Source organism: Frondihabitans sp. VKM Ac-2883 (assembly GCF_015350875.1).
Taxonomy (GTDB): Bacteria; Actinomycetota; Actinomycetes; order Actinomycetales; family Microbacteriaceae; genus Frondihabitans.
Window position 1 is genome coordinate 42438 of the sequence record NZ_JADKSF010000007.1, and the last position, 23221, is coordinate 65658.

Genomic DNA, 23221 nt, shown 5'->3' on the forward strand with positions numbered 1-23221 from the left:
GCAGGCGGGGGCGCCGGATCCTGGGCCCCGGGCACTGCCTTTGCAAATTTGAAGGAGATCCTCGCGACACGCCGCGCGGATCCGCCTCACTTTTGCCGGATCGCGAGTTTCTCCTTCAAATTCGGCAGGGCAGCAGCAGAGGCGGCAGCTAGTCGCGAGCAGACGACGGCTCGGCGCCGGTGTCGGTCGCGCTGAAGTTCTGGAACGACCGCGACGCCGTCGGGCCCCGCTGCCCCTGGTAGCGCGACCCGTAGACCGACGAGCCGTAGGGGTTCTCAGCCGGCGACGACAGCCGGAAGTAGCAGAGCTGCCCGATCTTCATGCCGGGCCACAGTTTGATCGGCAGCGTCGCGACGTTCGAGAGCTCGAGGGTGACGTGGCCCGAGAATCCGGGGTCGATGAACCCGGCGGTCGAGTGCGTCAGCAGGCCGAGCCGGCCGAGCGACGATTTACCCTCGAGGCGCGCCGCGATGTCGTCGGGCAGGCTGACCCGCTCGTAGGTCGAGCCGAGCACGAACTCGCCCGGGTGCAGAATGAACGGCTCGTCGGGCTTCGACTCGACGAGATGCGTCAGCTCGGGCTGATCGTCGGCCGGGTCGATGAACGGGTATTTGTGGTTGTCGAACAGCCGGAAGAAGCGGTCGAGGCGCACATCGATGCTCGACGGCTGAATGAGACTGGGGTCGTGGGGGTCGAGCCCGATTCGTCCGAGTTCGAGTTCGGCCTTGATGTCGCGGTCGGAGAGCAGCACGCGGTCAGCCTACTGAACCGGGGCCCGCCGCAGCCCGCGTCGACAACTCAGGCCACAAGGATCCGGCCCGACCCCGCTCCAGCCCCGACGCCGCTCTCCCCTCGATCCCGCTCCCACCCCGCGTCGGCAACTCAGGCCATAAGCGTCCAGCCCGCCGGAAACCCCAGGGTGCAGGATCGAAGGATGCGCTTAGTCCTGATTTCCCAGCCGGGAGGGCCCGAGGCCCTCGTCACCGCAACCGCCCCCGACCCCGTGGCAGGCCCCGGCGAACTCCTCATCCGCGTCGCGGCCGCCGGCATCAACCGTGCCGACGTCGGCCAGCGCCAGGGCAACTACCCGCCGCCTCCCGGAGCCCCCGAGTGGCCGGGGCTCGAGGTCTCGGGCACGATCGAGGCCATCGGCCCGGCGATCGAGACGGCCAGCGCCAGCGACTCCGGCGATGGCGACGACACAGGCACCGGCACCGGCACCCCCGGGTGGAAGGTCGGCGACCAGGTCTGCGCTCTACTCGCGGGCGGCGGCTACGCCGAACTCGTCGCGGTCGATGCGCGCCTCGTGCTTCCCGTCCCCGCCGGAGTCGACCTCGTCGAAGCCGCCGGCCTCCCCGAGGTCGCCGCGACAGTCTGGTCGAACGTGTTCTGGCACGCGGGCCTGCAGCCGGGTGAGACGCTCCTCGTGCACGGCGGAACCAGCGGCATCGGCACCTTCGCGATCCAGCTCGCGACGGCGCTGGGGTCGAAGACCATCGCGACCGCAGGATCCGACGCCAAGGTCACCTTCATGAACAACCTCGGCGCCGCGGGAGTCAACTACCGCTCGACCGACTTCGTCGAAGCGGCGAAGCAGCTCACGGACGGCCGTGGCGTCGACGTGATCCTCGACCTCGTCGGCGGCGACTACCTGGCGCGCAACATCGACGCGCTCGCGATGAACGGCCGGATCATGGTGATCGCCAACCAGAGCGGTGAGGCGTCGTCGTTCCAGCTGGGGGCGCTTATGCAGAAGCGCGGACGCATCTGGGCGACCACCCTGCGCGCCCGGCCAATCGAGGAGAAGGCCGACATCGTGGCCGGAGTGCGCCGCGATGTGTGGCCGCTGGTCGAGCGCGGCATGGTGAAGCCGATCATCGACGAGGTGTTCCCGCTCGACGAGGCCGCCGACGCCCACCGGAGGATGGACGCCGGCGGGCACATCGGCAAGCTGCTGCTGAAGGTGTAGCTGGGCCGAGCTGGCGTCTGACCGCTCGGCGCAGACCCGCGGAGACGGCTCAGACCCGCAAGATCGGCCTCAACACCTGCCCTAGGGCGAATGTTTAGGCCGACTCTGCGGGTCTGTGCCGATTCTCCGGGCCTGTGCCGATTCGGGGTGTTTAGCCGACGGCAGGCGACGGCGGGGCGTCAGCGAACGCGCGAGTCAGCCCCGGGCCGCACCGGCGATGCACCGACGACCTCGACCAGCACCGGGATCTCCGCTTCTCCGCCGAGCACGCGGTCGAGGCCGCGCACCGCACCGGAGGCCGCTTGCACGGCGTCGGTCGGGGCCGATCCGGCGGTGAGCCGCAGGCGGATCTTGAGTGCGGGCGCACCCTTCAGTTCGTACGCCACGACCGAGACCGAGGCGACGTCACGGCGAGAGGACAGCGCATCGACCAGAGCGGTCTCGGCGAAGCTCGACGACACGATCACGCGTCCGGCGTTCTCGTCGAGGTCGATCACCCGGTCGGTGCGTCCGCGACCTCGAGTCACGATGGCAACCAGAGCGATGATGACGATCAGCAGGCAGAGCACGGCAAGCAGCCACGGAAGGTAGCTGCCGTCGAACGGCTCGTTGCCGCCGGCCCGGGTGTTCGAGAGCGCAGTCGACTGGGCGTCGCGGGCAGTGGTCAGCCAGTCGCGCAGGAGCGGCGCTCCGGGCAGCGCCGTCGCGGCGACGAAGAGCCCGACGGCGAGCGAGATGACGCCGAGCACGATCAAGAAGAGGCGGTTCGCAAAGCGATTCGTGGTGGTCATGCGCCGAGCCTTCCGTTCGGGGTGACGCGTGCATCGGCGGTCACGGGCGGGCGGTATGCGATGCGACCGAGCTCGTCGTTGGCGGCGCGCAGCACGGCGTCGGTGTCGGCGGTGGAGCCCGACGCCGGGGTGATCGTGATGCGGGCGCTCGAGCGAGCGACCCACGCGGCGACCTGGCCGGGAGCGAGACCGCCGGCGAGCCGCGCGTTGCGGGCGAGAGAAGCGGCAATCACCTGGTCGTCGACGACCACGGCGACGCGGTCGTCGTCGATCGTGTGCCTACCGCGGCGGCCCGGGGTGAGCCCGATCACGACGAGCACGAGGCCGAGGATGGCCGCGGCGATACCGGCCGCGATGACGAGCACGGGCTGTGCGGTCGCGGCCGACAGCAGAGTGGCGACGGCGTCGACGGGCGAGAACAGCAGGGGCGGTTGGCCGAGCGCCGCGTACACGGCCTCGACGCCGACGTACCCGACCACGAGGATCAGCACGATCAGCATCACGACGGTGGCCCCGGAGCGCGACGAGTGGGTCTCGCGACGCAGGATCCGCCGGGTCACCCCCGAAGGAACTCGCGCCACAGCAGACGTCGGCTTCGACTGGGAGCGGGCCGAGGGATCCCTGGTGGGTGCGGTGGTCATCGCAGCTCCTCTTTCTTTTCGAGCTGGCTGCCGGTGATCGTCACGTCGACGCGCGACACGGCGCGACCGGCGATCTCGTTGACGCGACGGGTGACGGTCTCTTGGAGCGACCGCACGGTGCCGATCACTCCGCCGACGGGAGCCTCGGTCGCGGCGTCGAGCCGTGGGATCGACAGCGGGGTCGCGACGCGGAGGGCCAGCCGGCCCTCGTCGTCGTGCGCGTCGACCCGCACGTCGTGGTGCGAGACACGCAGCTCGTCTGCGACGATTGCGCTGCCCACGCGCTGAAGAGCGCGTGGAGCGATGCTCACGTGGCCGGGGATGACCGGGCTCGCACCCGGCACGTCACGGCTAAGAGTGGCCGTCGGGGAATCAGGATCCGACGACCACTCGCTGGAGGCCGCGCCGGCTGCGTCGCCGGTCGCGGCGGTGTGGGGACCCATCAGGACGAGCGCCGTCCGCGCAACACATCGAGGAGACTCGAGGCGTCGAGCTTGCCGGAGGCGATCCGGCCAACGAGGGCGCCGATAGCGATAAACACGGCGACGAGAAGCAAGGCCCAGAAGCCGAACGCCACCGCGACGACACCGAGCACGGCGCCGATCGCGATACCGGTGGTGGTGGCGGTCACGAGACGCGGCTCTCGGCGGGCTGGTCGTCGTTGTCGTCGTCGTCACCGGGGATGTGCACGTCGTTGATTGCGACGTTGATCTCGGCGACCTCCATGCCGACGAGCTCGGTGATCGCCTGGGCGACCGCGACACGGACCTGCTCGGCGACGGAGTTCATCGGCACCGGGTACTCGACGACGATGGTGACGTCGGCGGCGACCTGGGTCTCGCCGACCTCGACGCGCACACCCTGCGACAGGTCGGTCGAGCCGATCACGTCGCGGATCGCACCGAACGCACGAGCGGCACCGCCACCGAGGGCGTAAACGCCGGGAACCTCGCGGGCTGCGATGCCGGCGACCTTCGAGATCACGCTGTCGGCGATGACGGTCTTACCGGTCGCGGCGGAAGCGGTGACAGCACTCGACGTGGTGGTGACCGGGGTCGCGACCTTGTCGACGCGGCTGGTCGAAGTCGGGGTGGGAACGGTGGGCTTGGTGTCGGCCATGTGATGCTCCTTCGATGCGTGAGAGGGCGACGAAATCGCCGCTCAGGAGTGAGACGGTACCCGCTCCAGAAACGTCACGGAATTCGTCGAAAAAGTTTTAGGGGCCCCGTTTGTCGTCGGCATGGTGTTTGCTGAACGGGTGAAGGTCGCCGCATCGTCTGAGGCCCCGCACCCGCCCGAGCGGCAGCTCGCCCCCCAGGCCGGTGCCGGCCTCGATGCTGCCTCCGACGGGCTTCTCGCTCGCAGGGCCGCCGATGGCGATTCACGAGCCTTCGAGGTGCTCCTCCGCCGCCACCTCTCGCTGATGACCGCTTACGCAGTCCGCCTCACCGGGTCGCGGGCCGATGCCTCCGATGCCGTCCAAGAGGCGTCGATCGCTATATGGCGCGAGCTGCCGACGCTGACCACCCCCGACGCGGTGCGCGGCTGGATGATGCGCATCGTGTCGCGCAAGGCCTTCGATCTGATGCGCGCGCGGAAGCCGGTGGATGACATCGACGACGAGACGGTCTCGAACCGGTTGCCGGTGAGCGAGTCCGCGGATCCTGCTCGTCTCGCCGTCACGGGCGACGCCATGTCGGGCCTGCGCGCGGCGCTCGATCGGCTTCCGGCTCTGCAGAGGCAGAGCTGGATCCTGCGCGAAGTCGGCGGTGAGTCGTACGGCGAGATCGCCGAGCACCTCGGCATCACCACCACAGCAGCCCGCGGTCAGCTCGCCCGCGCCCGAGAAACCCTGACCCGAGAGATGGAGGCGTGGCGATGAGCGAGCAGACCGTGACGCTCGAGCGGCTGTCCGACTACCTGGATTCGGGCCGGTTCCCCTACGACCCCGAGATCGAAGACGTCCCCGAGAACGCCGGGCAGTTGGCCGTACTGCAGCGGCTCCGCTCGCTCTCCGGGCGCCTCATCTCTGACGAGGCCGCAGCCGAACCGGAGCCCGACCCGAGCTGGTTCTCCGGGGTGATGGACCGCGTGCGCCGCGAGGCCCGCTCCGGGCGAGACATCCCTCTGCTCGCGAGCGACGCGTTCGAGACCCTCCATGTGACCGAGGGCGCGGTGCGCGGCCTCATCCGCGAGGCCGGCGACTCGGTACCCGGGGCCGTCGTCATCTCGTGCTCGATCGACGGTTCGGTCACCGAGCTGGGCGCGCCACTGCACGTCGAGGTGACGATCAGCGCGCTCCGCGGCGAGTTCGTGCCCGCCATGGCCGACGAGGTGAGGCAGGCGGTAGCCGATCGGCTGACCGCGCAAGAGCTCGTGGTCGAGACGGTCGACATCGTGATCGGCGACGTGCACCTGCTCGAAAGCGAGGCCTCGCAATGAGCGTCGACGTGTCTCGCAGTCTCGCCGACGCGATCCTCGCCCTCGCTCGGGCGACTCCGGGTGTCGCCGGCGTTTACGCCCGCCCCGGCATCGGCCAGCTGTCGCGCATCGTGCGCGAGGGCGTCGCGGTCGTCTCGGGCTCGGGCTCCGACGGCTCGGTGTCGCCCATCGACGTGCACGTGACCGACGAATCCACCCGCATCGAGTTCGACGTCGCCCTCGCGCCCGGCCAGGTCGGCCCCGCTGTTGCCCGGGCGGTGGCTGCTGCCGCTCGCACCGCTGCCGCCGCGAGCGGGTTCCCACCGGCCGTGGTCGACGTGCGGGTGGTGTCGCTGGGCTGAGCGGGCTGCGCTCGCCGCCCGGGCCCCGGCCGCCCGGCCCCGGCCGCCGCCTTGCCCTGGGCTGGCCTGCAAATTTGAGAGCGAAAGCCGCGACCCGACGCGGATCAGCCCGGCGCGCCGCCCCGATCGCTCTCAAATTGGCGAGCGGAACGGCAGAAACCCCCGCACCGGATCCGAGGATCCAGCACGGGGGCGTCTCAGTAGTGACTCAGCGACGCAGCGGCTAGTCAGCCGATCGGCGTCGGGTTGGTCGGGTTCGGCGGCACCGGCAGCGATCCGCGAATCTGGTTCTGCGCCTGGCACTGGCTGGTGCAGTTCGTGGCTCCGGCGCTCAGCTCGATGGCGTCTTCGCCGAGCACTCCGCCGAGGCGTCCGCCCGAGGTGACGAGCCACTTCGTGACGGTGCCGCTCTGGAACGTTTTCGTCGCGACCTGGGGGCTGTCTTTGCCGAGCAGCATCTGGTGGGATCCTGCGCCGCTCGTCACGGCGTCGACTCCGTCACCGAAGTTGACCTTGCCGGTGTACTGGTTGACGAAGTAGAAGATGCCGGGGGCGAGAGTGTGCACGAACTCGACGGGGCCGGCGAACTCCGACTCCATCTGGAAGATGCCGCCCTGGGCGCCGTCTTTCGCCTGGATCTTGAACTTGCCGGCCGTGGTGCCGAACAGCACGACGAGGGTGTCGTCTTTCAGCTCGAGCTTGGTGATCGTGGCTCCGGCGAGCTGCGCGGCGGTCAGCGTCGGCACCTTCGAGGCGAAGATGACGGTGGGCTTCGTGACCATGCGCTGCGTGTCGGGCGCACCGGTCAGCGTGTAGTCGTAGACGCCGAGGGTCGACACGTCGATGTCGAAGCTGTTGTTGACGCCCCGCACGGCGATGCGGCCTTTCGGCGTGACGCCGTCGAGCTTGGTGCTCTTGCCGGCGGCGGGGTTGTAGGTGGTGCCGTTGACGGTTACCGCGTAGTCGCCGCCCGCGCTGGTCTTGCCGGAGGCGATGGCGGGGCCGGCGAGCGCGAGGCCACCGGCGGTGAGGGCGAGAGCCGTCAGGGTGGCGGTGAGAAGTCGAGTGCGAGTAAAGGTGCGAGTGCGAGGGGACATCGGGGTTCCTTCCGTGGTGACCGAGATGCTGGCTGGAATGCCGGCCAGGTGATGCCCCCAGTCTGCTGAGAGACGAAAACGCCCACCATCGGACCTTGGTACTAGTACCCCCTCGTCACCCGTCGGCGAGGTGGTCGCGCGCCCACATGGCGGCGCTCGTGCGGTCGGCCACGCCGATCCGCCGGAACAGGTTGCCAACGTGCACCTTGACCGTCCGTTCGGCGATTCCGAGCTCGGAGCCGATCTGCTTGTTCGACAGGCCGGCCATGATCCGGCGCAGCACCTGTTCCTCGCGAGCGCTGAGCGCCACGCTCGGCTTCGGCAGGAGCGCCTGCGCTACCCGCGGGTCGATCGGCACCTCTCCGCGAGCCGCACCGCGCACGGCGGCCAGCACCGCATCCGGCTCGCTGTCTTTGAGCAGGAAGCCCGTGGCCCCCGCTCGAAGCGCCTGCGTGACCTTCTCGGGGTCGTGCAGCGACGTGAGCACGACCACGCGCACGCCGGGGTGCGCCGCGCAGAGCCGCCGGGTGGCCTCGACTCCGCCCATGCCCGGCATCGAGAGGTCCATCAGCACGACGTCGAGCTCGTGCGAGTCGGCGAGCTGCAGCGCCAGCTCGCCTCCGGAGGCCTCGGCGACCACCTCGAGATCATGGGCCGCGGCCAGCAACCCCGCAAGACCCGCACGCACGAGCGGGTGGTCGTCGACGATGAGAACGCGGGTCATCGGATCCTTCGCGTTCGTGGTCGGCTCGGCCGTCATCGGTCTCGCCCTTGGAGGGGAATGCGAAGGATCCAGCGGGTCCCCGCTCCGGGCGACGTGCTGAGGCGCAGCCCGGCGCCCGCCGCTGCGGCGACGTCTGCCAGGACGCGGAGCCCGAAGTGCCCGTCGGCCGGGTGCCGCAGAATGTGCTCGGCGTCGAAGCCCCGCCCGTCGTCGCTGATCTCGAGGGTCGCCTCGTCTGCGTGCTGGAGCAGTCGGATCCTGACGGTCGTCGCCTCCGCGTGAGCGATGACGTTCGAGAGGCACTCGTGCGTGATGCGGAAGACGAGCCGCTGATCGTCTTCGGTGAGGCTCGGCTGGTCGGGGATGTCGATGGTGACGGTGAGTCCGCGTCCGCGAGCGGTGGCCGCGAGGTCGCCGAGGGCAGCACCGAGGCCCGCTGTCGCGAGGTTCGGCGGGTAGATGTCGACCAGCAGGGTCCGGAGCGAGCTGATCGAGTTGCGCACGGTCGCGGCGGCGAGGTCGAGGGTCTCGGACTGCGCGGTGTCACCGGTGGCCGCTGCGCGCCGGGAGGTACCGGCCAGGCCAAGAGCTGTTCCGGCGAGGTCTTGCACCACGCCGTCGTGGAGGGCTCCGGCGATGCGACGGCGTTCGGCGGAAGACGCATCGAGGGCGCGTTCGAGCAGGGCGGTGCGCTGCACCTCGGCCTTGCGGAGCCGCGCCAGCAGCCAGGCGACGAGCGGGAGCAGCAGCAGAGTCAAGAGGAGGATGCTGCCGACCGTGATCCCCGCGAAGCCGAACCAGAGCTGGCCGCTGCGCGCGAGCACCCGGTCGTAGCTGAAGTAGACCTCGAAGAGCAGCGGCGTGCCGTCGGGCAGGGCGACCTGGCGGTATGCCTCGAGCAGTTTGCCGCGTCCGCGTTCGTAACGGTTCTCGGGCTCGTCGAGATCGGTGACATCGGCGCGGACGATCTTGCTCTCGAGGCCCTCCTGATCGTCTTCGGCCAGGGTGAAGGTCTCGCCGACGAGCCGCGATTCATCGCTGTAGACGATTCGCCCGTCTGCGGTCCACACCTTGACTCGCACGATCGAGTCGGTGGCGAGGTACTTCTCGACGACGGTGTCGAGCTCGTCGCGGGCCCGGGCGGCGGCCTGTCCGGTTCCGGTCAGGTCGTCGGAGAGAGCGGGCTGCACGACGCTCTCGGCGAGCAGGTTCGTGGTCGAGGAGGCATCGGCGATGGCCTCCGCCTCAGCGAGGTGGCGAGCGGCGACGATCCCGGCGAGCGCGACGGCGACGACGATCAGCACGGCAACCGCGACGGCGCCGAGCAGGATGGGGCGGCGGCGGAGCGGGGCGTCGGTGGCGGCGGGGGTCGTGCGGCGGCTTGGCTTGGCGCGGCGGCTCGGCCTCATGCGGCGGCCTGGCTTGGCGCGGCGGCTTGGCTTGTCACGGCGTCTTGGCCTGGCGCGGGCGGTCGGCGCGGGCTCGGCGAGCGTCACCCACTCCGTCATGTTCGCCCCATGGGTTCAGGCTACCGAGGTGGTGGCGCATCGCGGCGGGTGGCGGCGCGTGGTGAGTGGCGAGTGTCCACGATCTGCTGATGTTCGAGGCCGGGCATCAGCAGATCGTGGACACTCACCGCCCCGGGGGCGCAGACGGGAGGCCCCAGCTACACAGCAGTCAGGTGACGGAAACGCGTGCCGTGATAGATCAGAGGATCCTGCCCTTCGCCGACTCGCACGGCCGTCACCTCGAGCACGACGACATGGTGATCCCCCGCCGGAACCTCGCTGCGGATCACGCATTCGAGCCACACCGCGGCGTCGTGCACGAAGATCGCCCCCGACTCGGGCTGGTGCAGATCGAGCCCGGCGAAGCGGTCGCGGGTGCGGCTCGACAGCTGGTAGCAGGCCTCGTCGTGGGCTGAGGCGAGGATCGAGATGCCGATCCGCTCGGCCTGCTTCAGCACCGGCCAGGTGGTCGACGAATTCTGCACCGAGAACATGACCATGGGCGGATCGAACGAGACTCCGACGCTGAACGACGACGACACCATGCCGACCTTGACGCCGTCGATCTCGGCCGCGAGCGCCGCCACTCCGGACGGGAAGGCGCCAAAGGCGGACTTGATCGCGAGGGCGGCGTCGGGATCCTCCACTCCGGTGAGCAGGGCGGGAGTGAACTCGGCGAGGGTCATGCCGTCACCGCCAGGGTCTGCTCGCGTGAGCTCTGTTCGTGCGTGCTCAGCGACGCCGTAGCCACGACGATGTCGCGCCATTGTTCGAGCCACTTCTCGTAGGATCCTGCGTCCGCGTACGTGTTCTCGTTCAGATACAGCCCCTGCGTCGGTGCGGTTGCCCCCAACTCGACGAGGATCGGCTTGAGCAGCAACTCCGGAGCCAACGCATGCGCCGGCCCCGCCCCGAGCATCAGCGGCACCACCGTGACGCCCGCGAGCCCGGTCGCTCCGGCGAACTGGTCGAGGAAGCACTTCAACACCCCCGTGTAGCTCGCCTTGTACGTCGGAGACGCGACGACCACGAGGTCGCTGCCCGAGACGGTTTCGACGGCGGCCTTCACGGTCTCGTCGCCCCAGCCGAGCAGCGAGGGCCCCAGCGTCACGACGTCGACCACGCGGTCGGGCGCTCGGCCGGTCAGCGATTCGGCCACGTGCCGTGCGGCATCGAGCGTGCGAGAAGCCGGCTTGGGATTACCGGCGACAACGGTGACGATCATGCGCTCTCCTCGAGGTTGGCTGCGCCCAGTCTTCGCCCGCTGCGTTTCTGTCGCGTGCCCTCCGAATTAAGCGTCGATTACGCCAGCGCGCTGCACCATTCCGCCGCGTGCGTTCCGACAAAAGCCCCGTTCAGCACCCGACTCGCGTCCCGTTGAGCCCCAAACCGCCGCCGCTCCGAGTGATTCGGCCACCACACCCGGCACCCTCTTCCGCGGCCGCCGCTCGGCTCGAGGCTTCACGGCCCGTTGCATCGGCGATCGCGCTGGCGCCAATTTGAGAGCAAAACCAACGACTCGACGCGGATCCGCCCGGCTTCTGGCCATGATCACTCTCAAATTGGCGGAGGGGCCGAGGATCCGGCGCCAGCGTGAGCACGTACCGGAAGTCGCGCGGCGCCACCCCCGCCGCTCGGCCCGGGCCCGCCCTTGCAGTCGGTTTCTCCTCGGCGGTGGCCCGCCGTGAGCGGTGACTGTCCCCGACCTGCTGGTGTCCGCGGCCCGGCATCAGCAGATCGCGGACACTCATCGCTCGGGAGGGCGGGAGGCGTGCAGCTGAACGACCATCACCTCCCCCACGACAATGTGCGACCGAGCGACTTGTGGCAGCTAAAGGTCGGCGTGCCTCAGACTGAGCCGGTGAAGTGGACGGATGACATCGACCGGGGCGCGTGGCTTCGAGAGCGAGTTCCCTTCGACGGCGGCTCTGCCACCGTAGCGGGGACCGGATGGGAGGCCTACGCGCGCATCCTTCATCCCGCGAGTGCGTCCGGTGAAGTCGATGGAGAGTACGTTCACCACAACTGGACGTGGGCCGAGGCCGCCCGGCGCCGTGGAGTCGGCATGCATCCCCTCGTCGACTGGAACACGATCGGGCGCCACGACGGCCAGGTCGAGGTCGGTGGCCTCCTCCTCTCCCCTGGCCAGGAGGGTCTCCTCGAACCCCATCTGCTGCGCCACCTCGCCTCCGTTCTGGAGGGGGCGACGACGACCCCAGATGACATCACAATCGGCGTCTGGAACGCATCCGGCCTCGAGGCCGGCACAGGCACGGTGGCCGCGTTCGCATCCTCGTCCGGGCCGAACGGAGCAGAGCCCCGAGTGGCACCGACCGACGCCGAAATGCGGGCACTGATGGAGCGCCTGGCTGAGGAAGCGTGGTCGCAGCTCCGCTCAGGAAATCTGCGCCAACCCTCCGAGGTTCCCTATCTGGAGTTGCCCTACCGGGAGTACTACCTGTCGATCACCACCCTGCAGGAGCTGGGAGACCTAGCCGAGCACGATGACGACCTCGACATGGGTGTGCACTTGATCTGGCCTGACGACCATCAGTGGCTCGTTGCCAGCGAAATCGACTTCGACTCCACCGTCGTCGGGGGTTCGAAGAGCCTCATCCAGCGCATTGTCACCCATCCCGACCTCGAGGCATTCGAGGTTCGCGAGACCGATCATTTCGACGTCGATGCTCGCACTGTGAGCTAGGGGCTCTCGAGAGGTCAACTTCGGGCCCCGTTGCGAAGCTGACGAAGACCCCGCAGCCATAAAGTGAGTCGCCGAGCCGATACGCTCTGGGCATGAACGTGGGGTCGGTAGTACTCGGGGTGTCGACAGCACTCGCGATCACGGCGGCGGTCGGCGCGGGCATCGCCATCAGCGCCTCGCAACCAGCTCAGGGGTCGGAACCGATACAGGGGCCGCAGATCGGCGTCTGCGGATCGCCACAAGAATCGGATGCCGCGACCTTCCACTCGATGGCGGCGAGCTTCCTCATCAAGAACACCTCAGGGTCACCGGTGACGATCCGTGCCATCCGTCCTCAGACTCTTAAGGGGCTCGCCTCTGCGACGGTGACGCTCGCCCGAGGAGCCGACGACAAAAAGACGGACGGCTACGAGGTGGCAGCATCAATAGGCGTTCCAGCTACGGAAGTGGCTCACAGCTCGCCGGTCGCAGCCGACGGCACCACAATCGCCCCGCACTCGTTCGCAACGATCATCACGAGCATGACGCTGGCCGATGGCGCGAGGGCCGGGAGTGCCGGTGACTTCGAGCTGACATCGAAAGGCCCTTTCGGCACGTTCCACACCCAGATGATCCGGGCAACCGTCGGCCTCGGCGTGGATGCCTCAGCCTGCACAGATCTGTCGATGTAGTTGTCCGCGCGCTGAAGCGTCGCCCACTACAGTTCCCCTAGGCCAGAGGAGCCCACCGACAAGGTCCCCGTCGGCTTCTGGCGCCACGTGCCCTGGATCTACGTGGTCGGCCTCGTCGTGTCGTCAGTTCTCGTCGGATTCATCGGCTCGTACTACGGCACGTACGGCGGGGCGGCGCTCATTCTTTGGGGTTCGGTCATCGTGGCTGGTTTCCAGGAGTCCCGCAAGCTGGAACGGAAGCGAATGGCCGACGGCGATCCGCACCCGGCCCGCCGTCCGACACCGAACACAGCCGAGGTCGCTCTGGCCGCCGCCTTCGTCCTCATCAGCGGCGCTCTCATCGTCTTCGCGTCGTACATCAATTTCGGCGGCGACGACCGTTCGCCGACATCGACGGAGGCAGTCCTCGCAGGAATCGCCGCCCTCATCAGCGCCCTCACGATCGCCGCCGCGGTCCTGTGGGCGAGGCGAAAGAACAAGCTCAGAGCGCGGGCCGCGGCGTAGCGGCATGCTCGTGGAGAAACGCCAGTTCAGGATCCGACTCGCGTCCCCTCCGCATCTCAACCGCCGCCGCTCCGAGTTACGCGGCCACCGCACCCGGCGCCCTCTTCCGTGGCCGCCGCTCACCTCGGCGTGCTCTCGGTGCGACTTTGCTACGCTAGGCCTGCTGCTCCCCCGGGGGCGGTGCGCGAGTGTAGTTCAATGGCAGAACTTCAGCTTCCCAAGCTGATAGCGCGGGTTCGATTCCCGTCACTCGCTCTCTTTTACTTCCAGCCAATGTCTATTTTTCAGCAGGCACGCGACCACGTGAGGTTCCTTGCCCGGCCGCGACAGTCTCGCGCGCTTCCTCCTCGCCCCGACTCTCTACGGGCTGCCACGGTCGCGCGTGTACCGGTGGCTCAGCACTGAAGACGCGGACGTGGGGGTCGGCATCCTGAACGCCAACGGCAAGAAGGGGCCAGCGACCGCCCTCGTCGGCATGGAGAACTGGGCCGACAAGACGCGGCAGAGCGTCTGCGCGACCGCGCAGCGCATGGCCGGGGCACTCGCCTACGACGAGCTGCTGGAATGGATGTCGGCCGAGGCGGTGCGCCGATTCGACGTCGACGCGTTCGTGCAGTCCGAGGACCTGCTGATCCTGTTGTCGAAGGACGGCGTGGGATCGGCCGGCGCGATCCTGACCTCCCTCGTGCGCGCGATCTGCAAAACCGGGGAACGTCTCGCGCAACGCTCCGGCGGCCGCCTGCCGGCGCCGCTGGTGATCGAGCTGGACGAGTGAATGGCATTCAGTCCGGCCAGTGGCAGAAATCGCCTCTCCCGGCGAGCACCTGCACGGTGACCGCCCCAAAAAGCATGTCGGGTGCAGGCCAGGTCAGCATCAGCGTCGACGGTGCCGCCGAGACCATCACCCCATTGAGCACTTCCAGCTCGACGGCAGTCTCTGTTTCTCTTGACGCTGGCGCCGGCGCACATTCAATCGCCACTCGGGTTTTCGGCGACGATCTTGGGCCTTCGCGCAATTCAACCTTCGATTTCGGTTCTGGACTTTGGCAAAACTTCAACTTCGTGCCGAACATCGCAGACGGAGACAACACGGACGCCGACCAGCCCGAGCTGTCCGTCGTCACTGACGGAGCACTGCTCACAGCTGGGAGTCTTCTCCAGTACCAGGTCTCTGCAAACGCAGACATGTCGAACCCGATTGCTACCTCTTCTTGGGCACTTGATAGCTACGTGCTCCCTGAGGGGCTCCTCGCCACGGGCTCGACCTATTTCTGGAGGGTAAGCGCGGAAGGGCCGGATAACTATGACGGAACGCAGGTTTCGGCGACGAGCCCGATTTGGTCTTTCATCGCAACTGCGGACCCTTCGCTGACTACTACCCCGGATTCCACCTCAAGCTCAAGCTCCAGCTCCACGTCGGCCAAAACATCAGCCTCGGCCAGCCGCGGAGGAATCGGGCAAAAACCCTCCTGTACAGCTGTCGTCATCATCGATGTGCGAGGGAGCAATGCCCCCGCAGGCAAGCTGGTGAAGCAGTCGGACAATGTCTATAAATTTGGGACCGGTGGCTACGGCGACGTGATCCTCAATGACCTCGGCGGCCTGGCCAACATCAAGGGTCTCAGTGTCTCAACGGAGGCCTTGCATTACCCAGCTACCATTGTGGGCCCCGCTTACAGCATTAGCGCGGACACCGGCGGTAGCAACTTGCGGGGTGCAATGAATGACGTCGCCAACACCTGCCCAAATTCCAAAATTTGGCTGGTTGGGCATTCACAAGGAGCCGACGTGATCTCGCGCGCGCTGAGGTACTACAGCCTTCTCAACAAGACCGCGAAGGCCAATTTCAACGGGGCGGTGCTCTTCGGCAATCCGACCTACCGCGCAAATGAACTCATTGATGCGGCTGGAAATGGACCTAACAACGGTGTTTTTTGGCAGTATCGTGCCAACAAAGCCCTCGACGGCATAACGCGGAACAACGTGTACGGCGTATCAGATGTTAATGCGGTCAAGTCTTTCTGCTACAAGAATGACAAGTACTGCCAGAACGGTCAGTCGCTTGATGTGCACAACAGCTACGGGAACAGGACGACGGTTGGTCACGTTGTTCCCTTCCTCAAGCAGTTCGTGACCAAGTAAAGGCCAGCCAAGCAATGGACACACGTTCACGATCTACCGGCGTCAGAGACACGGACGCCACCCGCCACAAGCTTCTGCCCCTTCTCGGGCTGCTGGTGGCTCAAGTCCTCGTTTCGCTACTAGTTGGTTGGCTTGTCAACGTCAGCGGGATGGGCGTCGCAGGGTGTCCAGTCGTGACAGATCCCGATCGCTGCAACTACAGCGTCGAGAACGCTGTCCCGGTGATCATGCAGTTTGCGATCTGGGGCACGGCAGTTGCATCCGTCATCATTGCTACGATCTACGCGGTCAAAGGGAAATGGCTTCTGCGAATACCGCTTATCGCGACGGGCGCCGTAATCGTGGTGGGTATTGGATGCGCTATTGCCACGGGAATTGCCCAAAGCTACTGAGTCTTAGCGGACGCACGCGTGCGGCTCCACTCCACCTGCCGGCCCCGCCGGCCTGCTGTGGAAAACCCGCCTCGAGCGCGGTCCCGGGCAGAGAGAAGCCCCCGACGAGCCCGGGGGCTACGAGTCGGGGGCTACAAGCCGCCGGATGAGGGGGGTCACTGGCGGCTCCCTACCGTCCTGGGGGCAGAACGGTGAGGCTCACGCTAAACGGCGGGAGAGATCAGTAGGGCCCGACGGAGGTCACGACGTGGCCCTCAGGGAGAGTTGGGCGCACTTTCTCGATCGCGGCGGCCAGGGTTACCGCCTGTACCTCGATGACGGCCGCCTCGGCGGTGGTGTCGCCCTTGGGGCGGTGTCGCACGAACCAGGTCACGACGTCGACGTTACCCGCGCTCATACCGGCCACTTGTCAGGCTCGGGATGCAGGGAGCTGCTGAGGGCTGACAGCTCGTCCTCGTGCTGGATCATCCACGCGACGGCGCTATTCAGGCTGTCCGTGCGGCGGAGCCACGGGCCGCCGCCGGCATCATCCGGCCGTAGGCGTAGAAGTGATAGACCACGACGCCGTGCTCGGTGCGACTGAGGACGTAGCCGAGCGGCGCGTCACGCACGCGGCGCACCTGCCACACCCCGAACGTGCCGGGTGCCGGCGGGACGGCGAGAGGGTGGGAGGGAGTCGGCCGGCGCAGAATCTTCGCCGCTGCCTGACCTGACCCTTGAACTCCCACAAGCGGGACCGTACGGCGTGCCACCGTCAGTCGCTCCGATCCTGGCGGACGATACTTAGTGGCCCAAGCCAGTTTTGCTTACGACTCGAAGGCCAAGACCAATGACCATTCCGGTGGAAATCGCTCGTGAACTTCGCTACGAGCTCGGAATGGCCGAGTTCACACACATTCAGTTGTCGGAAGCCGCTTGGAGTGACAACAAGTCCTTATCCACGGGAATGTTGGTGACTCTCGTCGAGTCCTTCATTGCGCACGCGCGGTTGATGGATGAGTTCCTGGGTGGCCGGAAGTATCCCCGCAAGGACGATGTGTTGGCGACTCGCTTCGCGCCCCGCTGGAAGGGCGGCGGTTTTCTTGCCACGGCAGACCGCGATCGAATGGACAAGCAGCTCATGCATCTGACGGAAGCGCGGGACCGACGAGAGCGCTGGCCCATCCATGCGATCGCACGTGGCCTCGCAGACAACTATCTCGCGTTCTACGACCTCCTCGACCTCGATGCCCAATACGAGCTGGAGGGCACAGCAGAAAGCGCGCGCGCCATTCTCGAACGATGCGACAGTGATGCAAGGAACGAAATCTACCTCGGACTTGTCTGGTCAGAGGCCCGCAAAGAGGGTCTACATGAGTAGCGCTTCGACCTTGCTTGCCCAGACCGGTTGACTCACGAATGTGGGCAGGGCGGCATGTCGGTAAGGGACAGCGACTCGTCTCAATAGCCGATCGGCTTGCGGGCCTACCGCGAGGGGGCCCGCCACACGGAGACGTGTGAGGCACTGTCAGCGGTGAACGGGGCGCGTCCCCAGTCGGCCCATCGACCGTCGAGCGCGAGACCGGCGTGCAGCGCCATCAGGTCCAGCTCGCTGGGCCAGACATACCGTTGGGGCGAGTCGAACCGGGTTGCACCGTCGACGCCGTGAAAGAAGTCGTAGTGGTGCGAGACCAGGAGCTGGTTCACAGTGTCGAACTCGTCGAAGCCGAGGTGATCGGCGGAGACGTGGAAGGGCTTGTAGGTCTCGCCGGGGATGAGCCCACGCAGCGGCGGTACGAAAACCTCCATGACCACCGCTCCCCCTGGGGCCAGGTGTGCAGCAGCATTCTCGAAGCATCGGAGCTGCGCCTCCTGCGTCAGGAGGCAGGTGATCGCGTTGTACGCCAAGAACACGACGGCGAAGTCTCCGAAAAGCCGGGTCGTAGCCATGTCGCCGATGACGATTTCGAGGTCCGCGCCGCCATCCTTCCGGCGCAACTCGTCGATCATCGGAGCGGGGAACTCGATGCCGGCGACCTCCAGGCCGCGAGCGGCGAGCGGGAGCGCGACGCGTCCCGTGCCGATCGCGAACTCTGCGACGCGGCCGCCATCAGCCAGGTGGGCCAAAAAGTCGACGGCGGGGTCAAGTACGGAAGGGTCGTACATCGACGCTGAGGACCGGTCGTAGTCGCGAGCGACTGCTTCGGTCCAGACGTGCGGGTTGAGCATTTGAGGCGTGAGAGCCACAGGTGAGCCTTTGGTTGCAGGGTGAACTGACCCGTCGCGAGAGTGCGACGGTTCTCGAACGCGCTGTCAGAGGCTCATGACCCCGAGCCTGGCACGACTGGTCGGCTTCGGCAACGGTCTAACCCGTCTCGATAGCCGATCGGCTATCGGGACCGTGTCGAGCGCGCATCGAGAAGGTGTGAGCTGATCGCGTGCTTGGGGCGCTCGGGGTTACATTCATCGAATGGCATTCCTGTCCCTCTCCGTTCGAGAGGACTATGTCTACAATCAACACGCGCATGGGACGATCGAGTTCTTCTGCTCGTTTTTCTTCCCGCAATGGCCGTAGCCCTGGTCATTGGATCGATCCTCAGTAGGCGACGTCGAAAGTAATGAGGCCACGTTCCCTCTTGGTTTGTCGCTGCGCTCGGCAGCTGACCCGACAGCCCTTCGGCTATCGGACAAAGGAATATAGTCCGCCGGCACAGAGTGAACAACCACCATGGCGCCAAGGTCCAAGAATCGTCCGCCACAAAACCTTGACATAGTCACATCCGCACAACTGAACCTCCCGTCCCGCCAAGCAAGTAGCTATCATGACGAGGTGCCGAAAAAGGTCAAAGGTTCTGCCAAACAGGATCGCAAAGGAATTGCTGCGGTCCAGGGTAAAACCGTCAGAGATCTTGATTGGATTTTTCGCGAGCAGCCCACCGACGACTACGGGATTGACGCGCAGATCGAAATTGTGGCTGATGACGAGGCCACGGGTCGGCTGCTCGCTGCCCAGATCAAGTCCGGTCCGTCCTACTTTCGAAAACCCCACGCAGACGGTGACGGGTGGTGGTTTCAACTTGACAGGGACGACCTAACGTACTGGCTCGACCACGCACTGCCGGTGGTGGTCGTCCTTTATGACCCGTCCACGGATCAGGCGTATTGGCAGGTGGTGACGAAAAGGACCGTCACGACCGGCAAGCGCGGTGGGAAAAAGATCTTGGTCCCCCAGTCTCAAACGCTCGACGCGAAATCGAAAGGACGGCTGCAACAGGTTGCGGAGGGAAATCCTTACGAACTACGTATCCGTCGGCTTCGGCTGGCGTTGCCGTGGATGCGTGAGCTCTCTAATGGTCGGCGAATACTGCTGGAAGCAAACGAATGGGTTAATAAGACGTCGGGTCGAGGCGACCTACAAATTGTCTCAACCGATGATGCCGGTGAGGATCGTCAGGCGCTGGGCAGCTGGCTAATCATGCTGGGGAGTCGGCCTTACGAGGATGTATTGCCGACGCTCGTGCCGTGGGCTGACGTCGTTTTACACGAGGAAACTTACGACGAAGCCGATCGCGATCGATGGACGAGCGAATGCGTATGGCAGGACCGTGAGGGCGACACGCACTGGTCAGAGTCCTTCGACGATTGGCGGCTTCAGTTCGATGGGGTCGGGTTGCGCCCGTACGCAAACGGTGCCGGGGAAGTCGACTTCTGGCGACTAGAACTTGTTCTCAACGACCTTGGACGAGGGTTCGCCGCGGTCGATGAGTACGCCGAGGGCGACGGGCGCATTCTGACCCCGTCCCGAGATGGGCAGTAATGTCTTTAGCCGCTAAGCCCACGTCTGTATACCAGCTGAGGAGCACGGCAGATCTAACCGGCTAGAAAAGTGCCCGCAGCTTCGGGCGAGGATTCCTGACGACACCGAAAAGTATTCGGACGATCTGTGGCCGAACGCTACGAGCAGCCTCCGACACCTCCCCCTGCGGGCAGGCGTCATCTCCAAGCGGCGGCCGAAGAAGATGAGCAGACGGCAGATCGAACGTAGCCATCGCTGCTGTCGGATTTCGGAGCCACCGTGACTCCTCGTGGATGCCAGCTAAACGGCGAGGTCCAAGGGCAGGTCGGAGATGTCTTTGAGCCGTTTGCCTTCGATCATCATGTGGAGAGATTCGGTGGCATCGCCGTGACCTTCACTGTCTACGGCTGCAAGTAGCTCCGGAAGAGCGAAGTGGTAGACGCAGTCAATGTCGCCAGTGCCAAGAGCGACTGACGCAATTCGTGACGGCAACGGTTCAGCCGTAACGACAGCAATGTGGGGCAAGCGGCCCTTCCGGTTGCGGATGAGATTGAGGGCTTCCGAGCGGGAGTTTTGAGCACGATCGCTCCGGATGGTCCATTTGCACGACACGACGGCGTGAAGGATCCGCAAGTCAGGGTTGTTGCGACGTCGGATAGGTGCGTGCAGACCGATTGTGTTGTCGACGATCTCACCGCCTTGGTTGATAAAGTCATCGTCAACAGAACCGCGAGAGATCACGATGTCTGGAGCGATGGTGTATCCGTTGCCCAGCACTGCTTGCAGTTGCGGATTCGCTTTGACCGCCCGATCCAAATCGACAAGGTGGGCATACTGCTCGAAGACAGATGCCTGAGCCGCGGCGCCACGACCACTGACTTTTCGAATCTCCCAATCACCTGGCCGGAGCATGCCTAGCTGCGGAAAAGTGTCGGCGAGAAAATTCGCCGTCGCCTGCTCGAACTCGCCCCCAGATGTCTGCCCCGCCAGGCGCTCGCTGACGGTCTCGACCTTCAACGTATCCGCGATCGCTCGCGCGTAACTGATGCTGGTGCGGTTGCTGCTGTCCGCATTGCTAGGCACGCCTTTGTCGTTGATGCCGAGGACGCCTCCGGCAAGAAGGCCGGCGTGGAACTGGCGTCGGGCTTCGGCGAAAGCGGAGGTGCCTGAGCCGGTCATGCGACGATGCTGAGCGACGGCTTGCGTGTCGCTGTCGCACCGAGTGCTGTCCGGATGGAGGTTCCCACCCGCTCGGCAACGGGCGGCGGGAACGCGTTCCCGATCTGTCGATACACGGCTGTCTTTCGACCCGTGAACTGCCAATCCGTTTCAAAACCCTGAATGCGCGCAACCATCGGGTTCGTCAGCTTGGGGATGTGGTCGAGGGGGTGTTCGGCCGTGGGCGCTTCGTCAGCGACACCGCGCCCATCTACACCGAGCTCCAGCCACGCTTTTTTGGCGCGAGTGGGCCCAAGGTCGGCTCCACCGTGCTTTTTGGAGCCGCCAACTATGGTCGGGGCAATTCCCGCAGCTCCGCGTGCCCACGCGTCCGCGCCTTCCCAGCCGTTTGCCGCCATCAGCGGGTGCAGCGTCTCTCCGACCAGTCGCGGTGAGCCGACAGCGCTCGGCCAATGGAACTTTTTCATTTTGGCGCCACGGAAGGCGACCAGGATGAACCGGGGCCGCAGCTGAGGGACACCAAATTCGGAGCTGAAAAGGAGTTGCCAGTCGGCGGTGTAACCAAGACGCTCAAGCTCAGTAAGGATCGACTGCCGGTAGACCGTAAATCGGGCAGAAGCTAAACCGCGAACGTTCTCGAGCATGACCGCGGATGGCCGGGCTTCTCGCACCAGCCGAAGAGCTTCCGGGAACAGGTCGCGTTCGTCGTCAGCACCGAGTTGGTGACCTGCGAAGCTAAATGGAGGGCATGGGACGCCGCCGGCGAGAAGATCGATTCCACGGAAGGACTTGCCATCAATTTCACGGACGTCGCCCTCGTGTACGTTCCAATCAGGCCGGTTAGCTCGCAATGTTGCTGCTGCGTCGCGGTCAATTTCGACGGCGAGTTCATGTCCAAAACCTGCCTTTTCGAGCCCCAACGATTGCCCACCGGCTCCCGCGCAAATTTCGAGGGCACTCAGGGGGGCGTTAGTCATACCGGGTCCGTTCGTCATGGCGTGCTCCATGGTGCACGAAGCTACCGACACTCTAATTCAGGGCCCCAGCTCGTGTGTCAGGTGTGCGTTCACACACTGACTTCTTAAGACCACAGCAGAAAAAGATCAATCGCTAGGTCGCCCGTATCCGTTCACGTGCTTCATGAGTGGCGCGACCCGGACTAGTAGGTGAGTGCCACCAGAGCCGGCTAGACATGCCGTGTGAGCGACCGGTTTTCGCAGTACCCACCGGGGGCCTACGCCCCCGACGGAACGACGCTGTGGTGGGAGTTGACCACCTGGCCCGACAGGCCAAAGCAGAAATATGGAGCGGAGAGGAAATTGGCCGCCTGGATGGCGTTCAATTTGGAACTCGGAGAGCACTTCACCATGCCCGAGATCCGAGAAGCCTTAGGAGACGGCGTTGTTCCTAACGAGGCAGAACATCTAAATCGTCGCCTCCGAAAGCTCCGTGAGAGTGGTTGGGAACTACCAACAAACAAAGACGATCGGTCGATTCCGACAGGGACGTATCGATTGGACGCAATTGGCTGGCACCCTGGAGAAGGCGAGAGGCCCTCTTCAAATACGGTGTCGATGGGAGCACGCCGCAGGGTTTTCGAACGTGACCACTGGCGATGCGTCGTATGCGGCGTCGGCTCGACGGAGCCATATCCGGGGGAACCCGAGACGGCAGCCGCACTTACTATCGGCCACCGTATTCCCAATGCACTCGGTGGAAGCAGCAAAGACGTCGACAACCTGCAAACCGAATGCGCCCGATGCAACGAGCCAGTGCGAGACGCCCTCCGCTCGCCGGAAACGCTCGAGCAACTACGACCGGATCTCATCAATCTCAGCCGAGACGAAGCTCAGAAACTAGAGTCCTGGGTTCTCGCCGGCACAAGGGGAAGAGACAAAGTCGATAGCGTTTACGATCGGATTCGGCGCCTTTCCGCTAGCGAAAAAGACAGGGTGGCAGACCTACTTCGGCGCAAGGTTCATGGCTAACTGGTACTCGACCTCTGCTACCAAGCTTCGCAACCTGAATTGCTGGTCAATAGGGCAGTGGCCCTGGCCGTCTCGACCAGGGCCACTGAGAACCTCCACCACTAGCCCCAGCGAGATCCAAAGGTGGGATTCAACAACTCTCGAGCTGTCTTCTCCAACGTCGACAAGTACCGTGCACTCACGTCGTCGTCTAGCGGCAGCACAACAAGAGCGTCCCAGTCGGCCTTGAACGAGTCGCCTGCACGTGAATCTCTCGCATGGCCGGCCAACCGGCGGCGAATACCAGCGGCCGTTTTGCCTACGTACTGCCACCTGCCGTACGCCATGGCGGCGTAGATTGCCTGGCCGTCGGG

Annotated in this window: 29 protein-coding genes and 1 tRNA gene; 14 read left to right on the forward strand and 16 right to left on the reverse strand. The window is 65.6% G+C overall.

The genetic code is table 11. The annotated features are described in order from the left end of the window. Positions 1-148 precede the first annotated feature (148 nt). Positions 149-751, reverse strand: a complete 603-nt coding sequence (gene dcd / locus ITJ49_RS13230; RefSeq protein WP_194606046.1) for a dCTP deaminase — start codon at positions 749-751, stop codon at positions 149-151. 183 nt (positions 752-934) lie between these two features. Between dcd and ITJ49_RS13235 the strand changes: the two genes are divergently transcribed. Beyond that, positions 935-1969 carry an NAD(P)H-quinone oxidoreductase gene (locus ITJ49_RS13235; RefSeq protein WP_194606048.1) on the forward strand — a complete coding sequence of 345 codons (1035 nt, stop codon included), beginning with the start codon at positions 935-937 and terminating at the stop codon, positions 1967-1969. 179 nt (positions 1970-2148) lie between these two features. Here ITJ49_RS13235 and ITJ49_RS13240 read toward each other — a convergent pair whose 3' ends face one another. The 5 genes from ITJ49_RS13240 to ITJ49_RS13260 are packed head-to-tail and all read right to left on the reverse strand — an operon-like array spanning position 2149 to position 4520. Next, positions 2149-2760: a hypothetical protein gene (locus ITJ49_RS13240; protein ID WP_194606050.1), complete on the reverse strand. Its 612-nt coding sequence runs from the start codon at positions 2758-2760 to the stop codon at positions 2149-2151. Next, positions 2757-3401 (reverse strand): DUF6286 domain-containing protein, encoded by a 645-nt coding sequence (locus tag ITJ49_RS13245; RefSeq protein WP_194606052.1) that lies wholly within the window; start codon positions 3399-3401, stop codon positions 2757-2759. Before ITJ49_RS13245 ends, ITJ49_RS13240 begins: the two co-directional genes overlap by 4 nt. Next, the gene (locus tag ITJ49_RS13250) at positions 3398-3844 is read right to left on the reverse strand and encodes a hypothetical protein (RefSeq protein WP_194606054.1); all 447 of its coding nucleotides are present in this window, start codon (positions 3842-3844) and stop codon (positions 3398-3400) included. The genes ITJ49_RS13245 and ITJ49_RS13250 overlap by 4 nt, the downstream gene beginning before the upstream one ends. After that, entirely contained in the window at positions 3844-4032 is a 189-nt protein-coding gene (locus ITJ49_RS13255; RefSeq protein WP_194606056.1) for a DUF2273 domain-containing protein, read from the reverse strand. Before ITJ49_RS13255 ends, ITJ49_RS13250 begins: the two co-directional genes overlap by 1 nt. Continuing rightward, positions 4029-4520 carry an Asp23/Gls24 family envelope stress response protein gene (locus ITJ49_RS13260; RefSeq protein ID WP_194606058.1) on the reverse strand — a complete coding sequence of 164 codons (492 nt, stop codon included), beginning with the start codon at positions 4518-4520 and terminating at the stop codon, positions 4029-4031. The genes ITJ49_RS13255 and ITJ49_RS13260 overlap by 4 nt, the downstream gene beginning before the upstream one ends. 139 nt (positions 4521-4659) lie before the next feature. Between ITJ49_RS13260 and ITJ49_RS13265 the strand changes: the two genes are divergently transcribed. Genes ITJ49_RS13265 through ITJ49_RS13275 form a run of 3 tightly spaced genes read left to right on the forward strand, consistent with a single transcriptional unit; the run spans position 4660 to position 6184 of the window. Continuing rightward, complete coding sequence (locus ITJ49_RS13265; RefSeq protein WP_370544518.1) at positions 4660-5283, forward strand: RNA polymerase sigma factor; 624 nt, start codon at positions 4660-4662, stop codon at positions 5281-5283. After that, positions 5280-5843, forward strand: coding sequence for a hypothetical protein (locus tag ITJ49_RS13270; RefSeq protein WP_194606062.1), 564 nt, complete (start codon positions 5280-5282; stop codon positions 5841-5843). Before ITJ49_RS13265 ends, ITJ49_RS13270 begins: the two co-directional genes overlap by 4 nt. Further along, positions 5840-6184 carry a hypothetical protein gene (locus ITJ49_RS13275; RefSeq protein WP_194606064.1) on the forward strand — a complete coding sequence of 115 codons (345 nt, stop codon included), beginning with the start codon at positions 5840-5842 and terminating at the stop codon, positions 6182-6184. Before ITJ49_RS13270 ends, ITJ49_RS13275 begins: the two co-directional genes overlap by 4 nt. Before the next feature lie 227 nt (positions 6185-6411). Here ITJ49_RS13275 and ITJ49_RS13280 read toward each other — a convergent pair whose 3' ends face one another. The 5 genes from ITJ49_RS13280 to ITJ49_RS13300 all read right to left on the reverse strand — a co-directional run bounded on the left by ITJ49_RS13280 (position 6412) and on the right by ITJ49_RS13300 (position 10738). Beyond that, the gene (locus ITJ49_RS13280; protein ID WP_194606066.1) at positions 6412-7281 is read right to left on the reverse strand and encodes a hypothetical protein; all 870 of its coding nucleotides are present in this window, start codon (positions 7279-7281) and stop codon (positions 6412-6414) included. A gap of 115 nt (positions 7282-7396) precedes the next feature. After that, complete coding sequence (locus ITJ49_RS13285) at positions 7397-8041, reverse strand: response regulator transcription factor (protein WP_228514480.1); 645 nt, start codon at positions 8039-8041, stop codon at positions 7397-7399. Further along, entirely contained in the window at positions 8038-9414 is a 1377-nt protein-coding gene (locus ITJ49_RS13290; protein WP_194606068.1) for a sensor histidine kinase, read from the reverse strand. The genes ITJ49_RS13285 and ITJ49_RS13290 overlap by 4 nt, the downstream gene beginning before the upstream one ends. Before the next feature lie 257 nt (positions 9415-9671). Next, complete coding sequence (locus ITJ49_RS13295; protein ID WP_194606070.1) at positions 9672-10199, reverse strand: flavin reductase family protein; 528 nt, start codon at positions 10197-10199, stop codon at positions 9672-9674. After that, positions 10196-10738 (reverse strand): NADPH-dependent FMN reductase, encoded by a 543-nt coding sequence (locus ITJ49_RS13300; RefSeq protein ID WP_194606072.1) that lies wholly within the window; start codon positions 10736-10738, stop codon positions 10196-10198. The genes ITJ49_RS13295 and ITJ49_RS13300 overlap by 4 nt, the downstream gene beginning before the upstream one ends. Before the next feature lie 636 nt (positions 10739-11374). On the opposite strand from ITJ49_RS13300, the gene ITJ49_RS13305 reads away from it, so the two are divergent. From ITJ49_RS13305 to ITJ49_RS13335, 7 genes are all read left to right on the forward strand, one after another. Continuing rightward, positions 11375-12217 (forward strand): hypothetical protein, encoded by an 843-nt coding sequence (locus ITJ49_RS13305; RefSeq protein ID WP_194606074.1) that lies wholly within the window; start codon positions 11375-11377, stop codon positions 12215-12217. A gap of 92 nt (positions 12218-12309) precedes the next feature. Beyond that, a complete protein-coding gene (locus tag ITJ49_RS13310; protein WP_194606076.1) occupies positions 12310-12888 on the forward strand; it encodes a hypothetical protein in 579 nt (192 codons plus the stop codon). 87 nt (positions 12889-12975) lie between these two features. Then, positions 12976-13392 carry a hypothetical protein gene (locus ITJ49_RS13315; protein WP_194606078.1) on the forward strand — a complete coding sequence of 139 codons (417 nt, stop codon included), beginning with the start codon at positions 12976-12978 and terminating at the stop codon, positions 13390-13392. Positions 13393-13576: 184 nt separating this feature from the next. Then, positions 13577-13647, forward strand: a tRNA-Gly gene (locus tag ITJ49_RS13320). 160 nt (positions 13648-13807) lie between these two features. Further along, positions 13808-14167, forward strand: a complete 360-nt coding sequence (locus tag ITJ49_RS13325) for a hypothetical protein (RefSeq protein ID WP_228514481.1) — start codon at positions 13808-13810, stop codon at positions 14165-14167. Next, entirely contained in the window at positions 14164-15534 is a 1371-nt protein-coding gene (locus tag ITJ49_RS13330; protein WP_194606082.1) for a cutinase family protein, read from the forward strand. Before ITJ49_RS13325 ends, ITJ49_RS13330 begins: the two co-directional genes overlap by 4 nt. A 173-nt stretch (positions 15535-15707) precedes the next feature. Further along, the gene (locus ITJ49_RS13335; RefSeq protein ID WP_194606084.1) at positions 15708-15926 is read left to right on the forward strand and encodes a hypothetical protein; all 219 of its coding nucleotides are present in this window, start codon (positions 15708-15710) and stop codon (positions 15924-15926) included. Positions 15927-16146: 220 nt separating this feature from the next. On the opposite strand, the gene ITJ49_RS13340 is transcribed toward ITJ49_RS13335, so the two are convergent. Both ITJ49_RS13340 and ITJ49_RS17890 read right to left on the reverse strand, forming a co-directional pair. After that, positions 16147-16332 carry a hypothetical protein gene (locus ITJ49_RS13340; RefSeq protein ID WP_194606086.1) on the reverse strand — a complete coding sequence of 62 codons (186 nt, stop codon included), beginning with the start codon at positions 16330-16332 and terminating at the stop codon, positions 16147-16149. A gap of 79 nt (positions 16333-16411) precedes the next feature. Then, the gene (locus tag ITJ49_RS17890) at positions 16412-16537 is read right to left on the reverse strand and encodes a hypothetical protein (protein ID WP_255521757.1); all 126 of its coding nucleotides are present in this window, start codon (positions 16535-16537) and stop codon (positions 16412-16414) included. A gap of 218 nt (positions 16538-16755) precedes the next feature. Between ITJ49_RS17890 and ITJ49_RS13345 the strand changes: the two genes are divergently transcribed. Then, on the forward strand, positions 16756-17286 hold the full coding sequence (locus ITJ49_RS13345) for a hypothetical protein (protein WP_194606088.1): 531 nt from the start codon (positions 16756-16758) through the stop codon (positions 17284-17286). 104 nt (positions 17287-17390) lie between these two features. Here ITJ49_RS13345 and ITJ49_RS13350 read toward each other — a convergent pair whose 3' ends face one another. Beyond that, positions 17391-18152 carry a class I SAM-dependent methyltransferase gene (locus ITJ49_RS13350; protein ID WP_370544519.1) on the reverse strand — a complete coding sequence of 254 codons (762 nt, stop codon included), beginning with the start codon at positions 18150-18152 and terminating at the stop codon, positions 17391-17393. A gap of 583 nt (positions 18153-18735) precedes the next feature. Here ITJ49_RS13350 and ITJ49_RS13355 point away from each other — a divergent pair. Next, positions 18736-19722, forward strand: coding sequence for a DUF4365 domain-containing protein (locus tag ITJ49_RS13355; protein ID WP_194606090.1), 987 nt, complete (start codon positions 18736-18738; stop codon positions 19720-19722). 279 nt (positions 19723-20001) lie between these two features. Here ITJ49_RS13355 and ITJ49_RS13360 read toward each other — a convergent pair whose 3' ends face one another. Then, the gene (locus tag ITJ49_RS13360) at positions 20002-20880 is read right to left on the reverse strand and encodes an NgoMIV family type II restriction endonuclease (RefSeq protein ID WP_194606092.1); all 879 of its coding nucleotides are present in this window, start codon (positions 20878-20880) and stop codon (positions 20002-20004) included. After that, positions 20877-21875, reverse strand: coding sequence for a DNA cytosine methyltransferase (locus ITJ49_RS13365; protein ID WP_228514483.1), 999 nt, complete (start codon positions 21873-21875; stop codon positions 20877-20879). Before ITJ49_RS13365 ends, ITJ49_RS13360 begins: the two co-directional genes overlap by 4 nt. A 579-nt stretch (positions 21876-22454) precedes the next feature. Here ITJ49_RS13365 and ITJ49_RS18245 point away from each other — a divergent pair. Next, the gene (locus ITJ49_RS18245; RefSeq protein WP_370544531.1) at positions 22455-22868 is read left to right on the forward strand and encodes an HNH endonuclease; all 414 of its coding nucleotides are present in this window, start codon (positions 22455-22457) and stop codon (positions 22866-22868) included. The last annotated feature ends 353 nt before the right edge of the window (positions 22869-23221 follow it).

Coding starts and splice junctions, on each gene's coding strand:
- ITJ49_RS13235 (WP_194606048.1), top strand. CDS start 935: ATGCGCTTAGTCCTGATTTCCCAGCCGGGAGGGCCCGAGGCCCTCGTC.
- ITJ49_RS13270 (WP_194606062.1), top strand. CDS start 5,280: ATGAGCGAGCAGACCGTGACGCTCGAGCGGCTGTCCGACTACCTGGAT.
- ITJ49_RS18245 (WP_370544531.1), top strand. CDS start 22,455: ATGGGAGCACGCCGCAGGGTTTTCGAACGTGACCACTGGCGATGCGTC.
- ITJ49_RS13365 (WP_228514483.1), bottom strand. CDS start 21,875: ATGACGAACGGACCCGGTATGACTAACGCCCCCCTGAGTGCCCTCGAA.
- ITJ49_RS13290 (WP_194606068.1), bottom strand. CDS start 9,414: ATGAGGCCGAGCCGCCGCGCCAAGCCAAGCCGCCGCACGACCCCCGCC.
- ITJ49_RS13345 (WP_194606088.1), top strand. CDS start 16,756: ATGACCATTCCGGTGGAAATCGCTCGTGAACTTCGCTACGAGCTCGGA.
- ITJ49_RS13250 (WP_194606054.1), bottom strand. CDS start 3,844: ATGGGTCCCCACACCGCCGCGACCGGCGACGCAGCCGGCGCGGCCTCC.
- ITJ49_RS13240 (WP_194606050.1), bottom strand. CDS start 2,760: ATGACCACCACGAATCGCTTTGCGAACCGCCTCTTCTTGATCGTGCTC.
- ITJ49_RS13260 (WP_194606058.1), bottom strand. CDS start 4,520: ATGGCCGACACCAAGCCCACCGTTCCCACCCCGACTTCGACCAGCCGC.
- ITJ49_RS13280 (WP_194606066.1), bottom strand. CDS start 7,281: ATGTCCCCTCGCACTCGCACCTTTACTCGCACTCGACTTCTCACCGCC.
- ITJ49_RS13310 (WP_194606076.1), top strand. CDS start 12,310: ATGAACGTGGGGTCGGTAGTACTCGGGGTGTCGACAGCACTCGCGATC.
- ITJ49_RS13245 (WP_194606052.1), bottom strand. CDS start 3,401: ATGACCACCGCACCCACCAGGGATCCCTCGGCCCGCTCCCAGTCGAAG.
- ITJ49_RS13295 (WP_194606070.1), bottom strand. CDS start 10,199: ATGACCCTCGCCGAGTTCACTCCCGCCCTGCTCACCGGAGTGGAGGAT.
- ITJ49_RS13285 (WP_228514480.1), bottom strand. CDS start 8,041: ATGACGGCCGAGCCGACCACGAACGCGAAGGATCCGATGACCCGCGTT.
- ITJ49_RS13360 (WP_194606092.1), bottom strand. CDS start 20,880: ATGACCGGCTCAGGCACCTCCGCTTTCGCCGAAGCCCGACGCCAGTTC.
- ITJ49_RS13300 (WP_194606072.1), bottom strand. CDS start 10,738: ATGATCGTCACCGTTGTCGCCGGTAATCCCAAGCCGGCTTCTCGCACG.
- ITJ49_RS13275 (WP_194606064.1), top strand. CDS start 5,840: ATGAGCGTCGACGTGTCTCGCAGTCTCGCCGACGCGATCCTCGCCCTC.